The sequence below is a fragment of the Mesorhizobium sp. M7A.F.Ca.AU.001.01.1.1 genome, assembly GCF_004022735.1.
Taxonomy (GTDB): Bacteria; Pseudomonadota; Alphaproteobacteria; order Rhizobiales; family Rhizobiaceae; genus Mesorhizobium; species Mesorhizobium ciceri.
Window position 1 is genome coordinate 1 of record NZ_RZPF01000105.1, and the last position, 12,148, is coordinate 12,148.

11 protein-coding genes and 1 riboswitch are annotated in these 12,148 nt (G+C 63.7%); of the genes, 5 read left to right on the forward strand and 6 right to left on the reverse strand.

Features of this window, described 5'->3' with window-relative positions:
* Together mmsB and araD1 are read left to right on the forward strand one after the other, a co-directional pair.
* Nucleotides 1–1,171, forward strand: a 1,171-nt coding sequence (mmsB, locus tag EN884_RS09230; RefSeq protein WP_164894956.1) for a multiple monosaccharide ABC transporter permease, incomplete at its 5' end; no start/stop codon positions are given.
* A gap of 305 nt (nucleotides 1,172–1,476) precedes the next feature.
* The gene (gene araD1, locus EN884_RS09240) at nucleotides 1,477–2,469 is read left to right on the forward strand and encodes an AraD1 family protein (protein ID WP_013533635.1); all 993 of its coding nucleotides are present in this window, start codon (nucleotides 1,477–1,479) and stop codon (nucleotides 2,467–2,469) included.
* 171 nt (nucleotides 2,470–2,640) lie between these two features.
* On the opposite strand, the gene EN884_RS09245 is transcribed toward araD1, so the two are convergent.
* Nucleotides 2,641–3,414 carry an ABC transporter substrate-binding protein gene (locus tag EN884_RS09245; protein WP_024503157.1) on the reverse strand — a complete coding sequence of 258 codons (774 nt, stop codon included), beginning with the start codon at nucleotides 3,412–3,414 and terminating at the stop codon, nucleotides 2,641–2,643.
* Between the two features lie 100 nt (nucleotides 3,415–3,514).
* Nucleotides 3,515–4,609, reverse strand: coding sequence for a 2'-deoxycytidine 5'-triphosphate deaminase (locus EN884_RS09250; RefSeq protein WP_063170016.1), 1,095 nt, complete (start codon nucleotides 4,607–4,609; stop codon nucleotides 3,515–3,517).
* 74 nt (nucleotides 4,610–4,683) lie between these two features.
* Nucleotides 4,684–4,761, forward strand: a riboswitch (SAM riboswitch).
* 57 nt (nucleotides 4,762–4,818) lie between these two features.
* Here EN884_RS09250 and EN884_RS09255 point away from each other — a divergent pair.
* Nucleotides 4,819–6,006 (forward strand): O-succinylhomoserine sulfhydrylase, encoded by a 1,188-nt coding sequence (locus EN884_RS09255; RefSeq protein WP_063170015.1) that lies wholly within the window; start codon nucleotides 4,819–4,821, stop codon nucleotides 6,004–6,006.
* Nucleotides 6,007–6,013: 7 nt separating this feature from the next.
* Here EN884_RS09255 and EN884_RS09260 read toward each other — a convergent pair whose 3' ends face one another.
* Entirely contained in the window at nucleotides 6,014–7,165 is a 1,152-nt protein-coding gene (locus EN884_RS09260; protein WP_063170014.1) for a ceramide glucosyltransferase, read from the reverse strand.
* Nucleotides 7,166–7,398: 233 nt separating this feature from the next.
* Here EN884_RS09260 and apaG point away from each other — a divergent pair, with 233 nt between their 5' ends.
* Entirely contained in the window at nucleotides 7,399–7,791 is a 393-nt protein-coding gene (apaG, locus tag EN884_RS09265) for a Co2+/Mg2+ efflux protein ApaG (protein WP_013533640.1), read from the forward strand.
* A 47-nt stretch (nucleotides 7,792–7,838) separates the two neighbouring features.
* On the opposite strand, the gene EN884_RS09270 is transcribed toward apaG, so the two are convergent.
* The 3 genes from EN884_RS09270 to EN884_RS09280 form a co-directional block, all read right to left on the reverse strand.
* Entirely contained in the window at nucleotides 7,839–8,870 is a 1,032-nt protein-coding gene (locus EN884_RS09270) for an Hsp33 family molecular chaperone (protein ID WP_013533641.1), read from the reverse strand.
* Nucleotides 8,871–8,980: 110 nt separating this feature from the next.
* Nucleotides 8,981–9,892 (reverse strand): ornithine carbamoyltransferase, encoded by a 912-nt coding sequence (gene argF, locus EN884_RS09275; RefSeq protein ID WP_013533642.1) that lies wholly within the window; start codon nucleotides 9,890–9,892, stop codon nucleotides 8,981–8,983.
* Between the two features lie 17 nt (nucleotides 9,893–9,909).
* Nucleotides 9,910–11,109 (reverse strand): aspartate aminotransferase family protein, encoded by a 1,200-nt coding sequence (locus EN884_RS09280; RefSeq protein ID WP_063170013.1) that lies wholly within the window; start codon nucleotides 11,107–11,109, stop codon nucleotides 9,910–9,912.
* A gap of 358 nt (nucleotides 11,110–11,467) precedes the next feature.
* On the opposite strand from EN884_RS09280, the gene EN884_RS09285 reads away from it, so the two are divergent.
* On the forward strand, nucleotides 11,468–11,986 hold the full coding sequence (locus tag EN884_RS09285; RefSeq protein WP_063170012.1) for a GcrA family cell cycle regulator: 519 nt from the start codon (nucleotides 11,468–11,470) through the stop codon (nucleotides 11,984–11,986).
* Nucleotides 11,987–12,148: the final 162 nt, after the last annotated feature.

The following is a 12,148-nucleotide window of genomic DNA, read 5'->3' on the forward strand; positions in this document are numbered from 1 at the left end:
GATCGTCATCATGCTGTTTTTCCAGTTCACCACGTCGGGAACGCTGTTCAAGCCGGTGAACCTGAGCAACCTGGTGCAGCAGAACTCGTTCATCATCGTGATGGCGCTGGGCATGCTGCTGGTGATCGTTTCCGGCTATATCGACCTCAGCGTCGGATCGGTCGCCGGTTTCATCGGCGCGCTGGCGGCAAACATGATGGTCATCTGGCAACTTGGACCGCTCAGCAATCCGCTGGTGGTTTCGATCATCTGCCTCGTCGTGGGCGGCCTGATCGGGGCGGCGCAAGGCTACTGGATCGCCTATCACAGAATACCGAGCTTCATCGTGACACTGGCCGGCATGCTGATCTTCCGCGGCATCTGCCAGGCGCTGCTGGGCGGCGGATCCTCGGTCGGTCCGCTTCCCGACGACTTCAAAATGCTCAGCTCGGGCTTCATCCCGGATGTCATCGGCCCGCTGACGCTGATCCCGCCGACGGTGAACGCGGCCGGCAAGACCATCATGGGCAGCGGCCTGACGCTGCACATGACGACGATCGTGCTGGGCCTGATCGCCGTGCTGGCCTATGCCTATTTCGGGGTGAGGACGCGTCGCAAGCGCGAACGCCATGGCTATGAGGCCGAGCCCTTTGCCCTGTTCGTCGTCAAGACGCTGGTCGCCAGCGCCCTGGCGCTGTTCCTGGTCTATGAGTTCGCCAGCTACAGAGGCCTGCCGGTCGTGCTGCTCGTCATGGGCGTGCTGATCTCGCTGTTCGTCTTCGTCACCAAGCGCATGACCATCGGCCGCCGTATCTACGCCATGGGCGGCAATGCCAAGGCCGCGCAGCTGTCAGGCATCAACACCGAGCGGCTGACGCTGATGGTGTTCATCAATATGGGCGTGCTGTCGGCGCTCGGCGGCCTGATCATCGCGGCGCGACTGGGACAGGCGGTGCCGGCCGCGGGCCTCGGCAGCGAGCTCGACGTCATCGCCGCCGTCTTCATCGGCGGCGCCTCGGCGATGGGCGGCGTCGGTCAGGTCATCGGCGCGGTGGTCGGCGGCTTCATCATGGGCGTGATGAACAACGGCATGTCGATCATGGGCGTCAATGTCGACTGGCAGCAGGTGGTCAAAGGCCTGGTGCTGCTCGGCGCCGTGATCTTCGACGTCTACAACAAGAACAAGGCTTGAACGGACTTAAGAGCAATTCCAGGAAAAGTGTGAAACGGTTTTCCGCCCGGAATTGCGCCAAGACAATGAGTTAGAGCGGTTCGCCGTTTCCGTGAAACGGTGAACTGCTCTGATCGAGGAAAGCAGGAGGCATACGATCGCGACGCTGCCGGCAACCCGCCGGTAACAGAAGTCCCTGAGGGACCAGGCCCGCGAGCGCAATCCGAACTGAGAATTTAAACCGTGGCATGGACGAGGTCCCGGCCGCGCTGAGCAAGGTTTGCCGTTTTGGCAGCCCTGCCAAGGCAAATGAGAGAGGATTCATCATGCTGATCTCCCAGATCCTTGACGACGCCGAGACCATCCGCGTCGTCGCCCGCAATGGCGGCAAGACCCGGATCATCAATGGCGCCCGCAGCGTCTATTCGCTGGCGATGGAGGCCGCCCGCACCGGCGTCGGCCTCGTCGCGCTGATCGAACGCAAGGGGCTTGGCGAGACGGTCGATCTCGAGGCCGCTTACAAGAAGGGGCGGCTGCTGTCGCCGATCAATCACCCCGATCCGGCGCATCTGCACCTGACCGGCACCGGGCTGACGCATCTCGGCTCCGCCGCGACGCGCGATTCCATGCACAAGAAGCTGAGCGCCGACGGCGAGGAGCAGCTCACCGATTCCATGAAGATGTTCCGCATGGGGCTGGAGGGCGGCAAGCCGGCGAAAGGCCAGATCGGCGTGCAGCCGGAATGGTTCTACAAAGGCAACGGCACGATGGCGGTGGCACCAGGCGCCGCACTCCTGTCACCGGCCTTTGCCAAGGACGCCGGCGAAGAGCCCGAGGTCGCCGGCATCTACGTCATCGGCGACGACGGCGCACCTTTCCGCGTCGGCTTCACGCTGTCGAACGAGTTTTCCGACCACGTCACCGAGCGCGTGAACTATCTGTTCCTCGCGCATTCCAAGCTGCGCAACGCCTCGTTCGGGCCGGAGATCCTGATCGGCGACCTGCCGTCCGACATCCGCGGCACCTCGCGCATCGTGCGCGACAGCGAGGTGCTGTGGGAAAAGCCGTTCCTGTCCGGCGAAGCGAACATGTCGCACACCATCGCCAATCTCGAACATCATCATTTCAAATACGCGGCCTTCCGCCAGCCGGGTGACGTGCATGTGCACATGTTCGGCACGGCGACGCTGTCCTTCGCCGACGGCATCACGACCGAGGCCGGCGATGTCTTCGAGATCGAGGCCGGGGATTTCGGCCTGCCGCTGCGCAACCCGCTCGAGATCGAGCAGCCGGTGAAGGTGGCTGTGAAGGCGCTTTGAGAGCGCGCCTTTTCCTTCTCCCCAAGTGGGAGGTGGATCGGCGCGTTAGCGCCGAGACGGATGAGGGGTGTTCCAGCGGAGTGAAACGTTGGCGTTCCCTGGAACACCCCTCATCCGTCGCCTCCGGCGACACCTTCTCCCACAAGGGGAGAAGGAAAAGGCGCCTCTGCCTCAATAAATATCGAAGTCGAAATACTTGGCCTGGATCTTCTTGTAGGTGCCGTCGGCAACGATCGCGTCGATGGCCGCGTTGAGCTTGTCGCGCAGGGCCGTGTCGTCCAGGCGCACGGCGATGCCGGCCTGGGTCTCGGTGCCCTTGACGTCGCCGACCAGCTTGCAGCAGCCGTCGCTTGCCTTCTTCAGCCAATCCATCAGCACGAACTTGTCCGAGATCACGGCGTCAAGACGACCGTTGGTCAGGTCGGTGATCGCCTCTTCCTGGGTGGGATAGAGTTTGGCCTCCGCGCCCGCCTTGCCATATTCATTCTGGGCATAGTCGGCCTGCGTGGTCGAAGCCTGGGCACCGACCGTCTTGCCGGCAAGGGCCGCCGGTTCGGTCGAGGTGAGATCGGTGTCCTTCGGCGCCACCAGAGCCAGCGGTGTCGTATAATATTTGTTGGTGAAGGCGACCTGCTTCTTGCGCTCCTCGGTGATGCTCATCGAGGCGATGATGGCGTCGAACTTCTTGGCCTGCAAAGCGGGAATGATGCCGTCCCAGTCCTGGGTAACGATCTCGCATTCGACCTTCATCTGCGCGCACAGCGCATTGGCGATGTCGATGTCGAAGCCTTCGACCTTGCCGTCGGCGGTAATGGTGTTGAACGGCGGATAGGCGCCCTCGGTGCCGATCTTGATTTTCTCCGCCGCCTGCACCGACAGAGAGCCGGCCAGTGTTGCCAGCATGGCAGCGCCCGCCGCCGATATGACCCATTTCGAAAATCGCATTTTCTTGGTTCCCCTTGAACGCCGCCAGCTTGACGGGCGGCAAGGCAGCCAAGCATGGCGAGCCGGTACAGGCAAGTATTTTGCCTTGGGGCAATGAGGGTCAGCGCGCGGCGCGGAAATGCTTGGACAGCTTCAGGCCCTGCGCCTGGTAGTTGGAGCCGAGATCGGTGCCGTAGAGCGCCTGCGGCCGCTTCAGCATATGCTCGTAGACCAGCCGGCCGACGATCTGGCCGTGGTCGAGGATGAACGGCACTTCATGGCTGCGCACTTCCAGCACCGCCCGGCTGCCGGTGCCGCCGGATGCGGAATGGCCGAAGCCCGGATCGAAGAAGCCGGCATAATGGACGCGGAATTCGCCGACCAGCGGATCGAAGGGCGTCATCTCGGCGGCGTAGAGCGGCGGCACATGCACCGCCTCCTGGCTGACGAGGATGTAGAATTCATCGGGGTCGAGCACCAGTTCGCCGGCGCCGCTCTTGTGGATCGGTTCCCAGAAGTCGACGACTTCCTGGGCCGCGCGCTTGTCGACATCGACGAGGCCGGTGTGATGCTTGCCGCGATAGCCGACCAAGCCGCTTTGATCGCCGTTGAGGTCGATCGACAGCGCGATGCCGCCGCCGGAAATGTTCGGCGGCTCGGTGGCGACAAGCATCTGCGTGCGATGCAGGTCGTGCAACTCGGCTTCGGAGAGCAGCGCATTGCCGGTGCGGAAACGGATCTGCGACAGGCGCGACCCGGTGCGGACGACGATCGGGAAGGTGCGCGGGCTGACTTCCAGAAAGAGCGGGCCATGATAGCCGGCCGCGATCTTGTCGAACTCGTGGCCGCGATCGGTCATGACGCGGGTGAAGATGTCGAGCCGTCCGGTCGAACTCTTCGGATTGGCCGAGGCTGAAATGTCCGCCGGCAGCGCCAGGCTTTCAAGCAGGGGCACGATGTAGACGCAGCCGGTCTCCAGCACCGCGCCCTCGGCCAGATTGATCTCGTGCAGCTGCAGCCGGTCGAGCTTTTCCGAGACCTTGTGATTGGGGCCGGGCAGGAAGGAGGCGCGCACCCGCCAGGCCTTGTCGCCGAGCCTGAGATCGAGGCTGGCCGGCTGGATCTGGTCGGTGTCGAGCGCACGCGCCGACTTCAGCGCGCCGGACTGGAGCAGCGCCGATATGTCCTGGTCGGGAAGAATGCCTGTCTGCCGCAAGGCTCCACTCCTGCTTGGTACAAACCTCTTAATGAAGCCGGCAATTGACGCAAGCGCGGTGCGGGTCTAAAGGGTCGTTATCCCGTGGTGATTTGGCCGGTCGGCTTGCAGCCACGTTAAACAAGTCGCTAAAGGACCGTCGGGCCGCAAGGCCGTATGGACCGGTTGCGACTTTCGCGGCCGGTTTTTTTGTGTCTGGAAGAAAAGCGATGAGCACCAAGAAGCGCAACTGGAAGCCTCAGACGGCACTCGTGCACAGCGGAACGCTGCGTTCCGGTTTCGGCGAAACGTCAGAAGCGATCTATCTCACCCAAGGCTATGTCTACGAAACGGCGCAAGCCGCCGAAGCCCGTTTCAAGGGCGAAGAGCCGGGTTTCATCTATTCGCGCTACGCCAATCCGACCGTCGACATGTTCGAGAAGCGCATGTGCGCGCTGGAAGGTGCGGAAGACGCGCGCGCCACCGCGTCGGGCATGGCCGCGGTGACGGCCGCCCTTCTGTGCAGCGCCAAGGCCGGCGACCATATCGTGGCGGCGCGTGCGCTGTTCGGCTCCTGCCGCTGGGTGGTCGAGACGCTGGCGCCGAGATACGGCATCGAGGCGACGCTGGTCGACGGCACCGACATCGCCAACTGGGAAAAGGCGATCAAGCCGAACACCAAGCTGTTCTTCCTGGAAAGCCCGACCAATCCGACGCTGGAAGTGGTCGATATCGCCGCTGTCGCTTCGCTTGCCAATTCGATCGGCGCCAGGCTGATCGTCGACAATGTCTTCGCCACGCCCCTGCAGCAGAAGCCCTTGCAGCTCGGCGCCCATATCGTCGTCTATTCGGCGACCAAGCACATAGACGGCCAGGGGCGCTGTCTCGGCGGCGTCATCCTGTCGGACAAGAAGTGGATCGACGAGAACCTGCACGACTATTTCCGCCATACCGGCCCAAGCCTTTCGCCTTTCAACGCCTGGACGCTGCTGAAGGGCCTGGAAACGCTGCCGCTGCGCGTACGCCAGCAGACGGAAAGTGCCGGCCGGATCGCGGATTTTCTGGCCGAACGGCCGGAAATCGCGCGCGTCATCTATCCCGGCCGCGCCGACCATCCGCAGGCCGACATCGTCAAGAAGCAGATGTCGGGCGGCTCGACGCTGATCTGCCTGGACGTCAAGGGCGGCAAGCAGGCGGCCTTCGCCTTGCAGAACGCGCTCGACATCGTCCTGATCTCCAACAATCTCGGTGACGCCAAGAGCCTGATCACCCACCCGGCGACGACGACGCACAAAAATCTCAGCGACGAGGCGCGCGCCGAGCTCGGCATCGGGCCGGGCACGCTCAGGCTGTCGGTTGGCCTGGAGGATGCCGACGATCTGCTCGAGGACATCGCGCAGGCGCTGAAGGCCAGGTAGGAGGCCTTCAGGCGCCGGACGGCGTCTCTTCCAGCTCGGCCGTCTTGGTGCCGATGGTCATCGCATTGCCGCGCCAGTCGACGGCGCCGCCGAGCCAACCGCGCCCCCACATCGCCGGCAGGATCAGGTCGCGCGCCATGATCGCGGCGACCATGCGTGGCGACAGGTACCAGCCCTTGGACCAGGCCAGGGCGCACTCCGGAAGATAGAAGGCCGCCAGCACGGCAAGGGCGGTTGCCCAGAGGCTGAAGCCGGCGCTTGCCGCTGCAATCAGCGCAAGCACCAGCGGCACCACGGCGCCCGTCAGGATTTCGGGTGCGAAGAACAGCGGGAAAGTGACGCGGCGCAGGCGCGCCCAACGGGCCTGACGCGACCAGATCTCGTCAAACGAGCGCCGGCCAAGCGGCTGCTCGAAGGGGGCGGCGACGAGATTGACGCGCAGGCCGAGACTGTTCACCAGCTTGGTCGCAGCGGCATCCTCGGCGATCTCGGCGGCCAGCACGCGGATGCCGCCATTGGCATCGAGCATCGGCTTGTTCCAGAGCATGCTCTTGCCCTGGGCAAAGCCGAGGCCGAGCGCCTCACCGGCATATTGCCAGCGCGCCTGCAGCGTGTTGAGGAAAGCGCATTCGACCTCGGCCCAGAAGCCGGCCGGCCGCGAGCCGATCGGCGTCGAGCAGACAAGGCCGGTGCCGGGCCGCCAGGCAGCCATCAGGTGCTGGATGTAGTCCCTCGGCATCAGCACGTTGGAATCGGCCAGGACGACCCAGTCGTGCCGCGCCGCTTCCCAGCCCTTGACGCAATTGTTGAGTTTCGGATTGGCGCTGATGCGGTCATCGCCGACAAGCAGCCAGGCCGGCACTTTCGGAAACCGGACGATCGTCCTGTTTATCAATTTGATCACCGGATCGTCGGCATGGGCGACGCAGAAAATCAGCTCATAGCGCGGCCAGTCGAGCGAGAAGGCGCGCTCCAGCGTCTCCTGCGTGAACGGCTCGACGCCGCGCGACGGCACGACGATCGACACCGGCCGCGGCTTGCCGGCCGGCGGCGCAATGGTGCGACGCCGTCTCAGACGCGACACGGCGAGCACGATGCTGGCGAGATTCGAGAGGATGAGGACGGTTGAAAGCGTGGCGGCTATGAGAGTGAGTTGCATCGAGATCCGGTCACTCCAGGAAAACCGGTCCGCAAGATGACCGGTTTCAACAGTTCAGCAGAGCGCCCGAGTCGCGCGTCACCAGTCCGCGCACACCATCATTGTCATATGTCACTTAAATGACATTCTTTGTCGGCACCTGCCCGCGAGGCCGGCCAGAGGAGGCTTCGATCGGTTGACCTAACCGCACGGAGCGCCGAAAGTTCCGCTGGAACCGTTTTTTGGAGCCGCTTATGTATAGCGCCGTCACGCGCAACATCGAAGTGCAGGTCAGGCCGTTCTATCTGGAGGACCGTTCGGATCCCTCGGAGAACCGCTATGTCTGGGGCTATCAGATAACGATCGACAATCAGTCGGACGATTTCGTGCAGCTTCTGTCGCGCTATTGGCACATCACCGACGGCACCGGCCGGGTCGAGGAAGTGCGCGGCCCCGGCGTGGTCGGCGACCAGCCCGAACTCAATCCCGGCGACAGCTACCAGTACACGTCCGGTTGCCCGCTCTCGACACCGTCCGGCATCATGGTCGGGCATTACACGATGCGCAACAAGCGGGGCGAGACGTTCGACATCGCCATTCCGGCGTTTTCGCTGGACTTGCCGGGGACGCGGCGGACGGTGAATTGATTTCGCCTCACCGGCCGCGGAGCGACCGGTGAGGCGTGGTTTCTACTCTACTGGGCCGCAAATTCCGCCGGGTCGAAATCATATTGCTTCGAACAGAATTCGCAGGCGACGTGGATGCCGCCGTCTTCGGTGCTGTCCTTGATCTCCTGGGCGGAAAAACCCTCGAGGATGCCGCGGATCTTGTCCCTGGAGCACGAGCACTGGTCGGCGACCGGAACGCCGCCGAAGACGCGCACGCCATGCTCGTGGAACAGCCTGTAGAGCAGCCGCTCGGCGCCGATCGTCGGGTCGATCAGTTCGGTCGGCTCGATGGTGCCGAGCAGAGCCAGCAACTCCTGCCAGGAATTGTCGACCGGATCGTGGATCTCCTCACGCGGATCGCCATCGCCGCCCGGCAGGTCCGGGACGCGCATGCGCTCGGGCGACTGCGGCAGGAACTGCGCCAGGATACCGCCGGCGCGCCATTGCTCGCGGGCGCCGCCGGGACCGGGCGTCAAAAGCTTGGCCACCGACAGCCTGATATCCGTCGGGATCTGCTCCGACTGACGGAAATAGGTGCGTGCCGCGTCTTCCAGGGTCTCGCCATCGAGCTGGACGATACCCTGATAGCGCTGCGTATGGGCGCCCTGGTCGATGGTCAGCGCCAGCACGCCACTGCCGAGCAGCGTCTGTTGGGAGGTTTCGCCCGCCGCGACCAGCGCTTCCAGCCGGTCGGCATCGAAACGCGCATAGGCGCGCAGCGCCGAGGGCGTGGAAAAATCCGCAACCAGCATGTCGACGGGTCCGTCGGTGCGGGTCTGCAGGATGAACTTGCCCTCGAACTTCAGCGAAGTGCCGAGCAGCACGGTCAGCACACAGGCCTCCGCCAGCAGGCGGGCGACCGGCTCGGGATAATCGTGGCGGCTGAGGATGGCGTCCAGCATCGGCCCGAGTTGGACCGTGCGGCCGCGCACGTCGAGAGGGCCGACCTCGAACGGCACGACGTGATCGTCGCCGGCATAGCCGAATTCGCCGAGTTTGGGGTGATGTTCAGTCACTTGATAGGTTTCCAACATGACAAAGCTCCAGGGCGCGGCCATGCCGCCCTCCGGGGCGCATGCGTCGAAACGCGCTTGATTTGCGTGATGCGGCGCAAATAGGCATCACACGCCCGCAGATCAAGCTCCCAGGGATCAAGCGCCCAGACACTTCAAGCGCCTAGACACCAGGCAAGCACGGCCTTCTGGGCATGGAGCCGGTTCTCGGCCTCGTCGAAGACCACCGAATGCGGTCCGTCGATAACCTCGTCTGTCACTTCCTCGCCGCGATGCGCCGGCAGGCAGTGCATGAACAGCGCGTCCGGCTTGGCTCTCGCCATCAGCTTGGCATTGACCTGGTAGGGCGAGAACACATTGTGGCCGCGGGCGCGATGCTCCTGGCCCATCGACACCCAGCAATCGGTGACGATGCAGTCGGCCTGATCGACGGCTTCCTCGGGCGAGCGGGTGAAGTGCAGCTTGCCGCCATGCGCCTGCGACCAATCGATATGCTTCTGCGCCGGCTCGCTGCCTTCGGGAACGGCGACGTTGAGGTTGAAGCGGAACCGGGCCGAGGCCTCGAGCAGGGAATGCAGCACATTGTTGCCGTCGCCGGTCCAGGCGATGGTCTTGCCGGCTACCGGACCGCGATGTTCCTCGAAGGTCATGATATCGGCCATCAGCTGGCAGGGATGGGTATCGTCGGTCAGTCCGTTGATCACCGGCACGGTGGCGTTCTCTGTCAATTCCAGCAGCCGCTCATGCGAGGTGGTGCGGATCATGATCGCATCGACATAGCGCGACAGCACCTTGGCGGTGTCGGCGATGGTCTCGGAACGGCCGAGCTGCATCTCGGTGCCGGTCAGCATGATGGTCTCGCCGCCGAGCTGCCGCATGCCGACGTCGAAGGAGACGCGCGTGCGCGTCGACGGCTTGTCGAAGATCATCGCCAGCACCTTGCCTTCGAGCGGTTTGGTGCGCTCGCCGGCCTTGAGCCGCGCCTTTCGCACCACCGCGTCGTCCAGCATCAAGCGCAGGTCGCCTTCGGAAACGGTGGAAAGATCGGTGAAATGGCGAACTGACATCAGCAATGATTCCGGGATTACTTCGCCGCGGCGGAAGCGATCGCCTCCGCCAGGCCCTTGGCGCCGGCGCGGATGCGGTTGAGCGCGTCATGGATCTCGGCGTCGGTGACGGTGAGCGGCGGCAACAGGCGAATGACGTTGTCGCCGGCCGGAACCGTCAACAGGTGCTGGTCGCGCAAGGCCATGTTCACCTTGGTGTTGGGCATGGCGCATTTGAGGCCGAGCATCAGCCCGGCACCCCTGATGTCCTCGATGATTTCGGGAAACTCGTCGGCGACCGACGCCAGACCCTGCTTCATCAGCAGCGCCTTGCGCTGGACATCTTCGAGGAAGCCGTCTTCCAGCACGACATCGAGCACGGCGTTGCCGACCGCCATGGCAAGCGGGTTGCCGCCGAACGTGGTGCCATGCACGCCGGCGGTCATGCCGACCGCCGCTTCATCCGTGGCAAGGCAGGCGCCCATCGGGAAGCCGCCGCCGATACCCTTGGCAATCGCCATGATGTCGGGCGTTACACCCGACCATTCATGTGCGAACAGCTTGCCGGTGCGGCCGATGCCGCACTGGACCTCGTCGTAGATCAACAGCAGGCCGTGCTGCTCGCACAATTGCCTGAGCCGCTTCAGCGACTGCGTCGGCACCGGGCGGATACCGCCCTCGCCCTGCACCGGCTCGATCAGGATCGCGGCCGTCTCCGGCGTGATCGCCTTTTCGGCGGCGTCAATGTCGTCGAAGCCGACCTGGTCGAAACCTTCGACCTTGGGGCCGAAGCCCTCGAGATACTTGTACTGGCCGCCAGCCGCGATGGTCGCCAGCGTGCGGCCATGGAAGGCGCCTTCGAAGGTGATGATGCGAAAGCGCTCGGGATGGCCTTTGACGAAATGGTAGCGCCGCGCCGTCTTGATCGCGCATTCCAGCGCCTCGGCGCCGGAATTGGTGAAGAACACCTTGTCGGCGAAGGTGGCGTCGGCCAGCCGTTCGCCAAGCCGGCTCTGCCCGGGGATCTCGTAGAGGTTGGAGACATGCCACAGCTTGGCTGCCTGCTCGGTGAGTGCGGCGACCAGGTGCGGATGGCTGTGGCCCAGCGAATTGACGGCGATGCCGCCGGCGAAATCGAGATATCGCTCGCCCTTGTCGGTAATCAGCCATGTGCCTTCCCCGTGGTCGAAGGCCAGGGGTGCGCGAGCAAAGGTCTCGTAAAGCGCCGAACCGCTCATTATATGCGTCTCCGGTACCGGAAAATCAAAAAAGCCGCCAAAGCGGCGGCCTGTGCGGCTTATCCTGTTTTTCGGCCATGAAGTCAACGAAAACGTCGCGTAGTGGCGCGCGGCAAGCCCCCCGACGGGACGCCGGCTCATAAGCGACCGGGCAAGTTGGGGAAAACCGAAAAAACCGATTCGTGTTGCACTTGGGACTCTTGTCACCGAGTCAGCGCATAGAGTAGTTGTAGTCGAGAAATAACTAGATTTCGTGCGGCGGACCTAATCACCAGATATATGTGGTGTCTGCCCTGGCAAATGTTGCCGGGTCGGGAGAAGGATTCCGATTGCCGCACGCTTAGAGGAGCGCGGTCTCATGAACTGGACTGACGAGCGGGTAGAACTCTTGAGAAAACTGTGGTCGGAGGGTCTGAGCGCAAGCCAGATTGCTGCGCAGCTTGGAGGGGTCAGCCGCAATGCGGTCATCGGGAAGGTGCATCGGCTGAAACTGTCGGGCCGCGGTCGCTCGACCGCCACGCCAACACGCCAGAAGAAGGCAGCGCAAGGATCGACTGTCCAGAAATCGGTATCACGCGCCGCAACCACGGCACGCCATGTCACGACATCGGTCGGCGCGACCGCTTTGCAGACGCAGTTCGACGCCGAACCCGTGGCACGCCATTACATCCGCCCGGTCGAAAATGTCGTGCTGCCGATCTCGCGGCATCTGCAGCTGGTCGAGCTGACCGAGCGGACCTGCAAATGGCCGAACGGCGATCCGCTTTCAGAGGACTTCCATTTCTGCGGCAACGATGCCGCCGAAACCGGTCCCTACTGCAAGTACCACGCCCGCGTGGCATTCCAGCCGGCATCGGAGCGGCGGCGGAGCAGGTAGATAAGGGAATAGGGGAGTAAGGCAGTAGGGCAGTATGTGCGCGGAAAGTCGCGCTCACGAAATGCCACCCTACTGCCCTACTGCCCTACTGCCCTACTGCCCTACTGCCCTACTGCCCTACTGCCCTACTGCCCTACTGCCCTACTGCCCTACTTCACACCC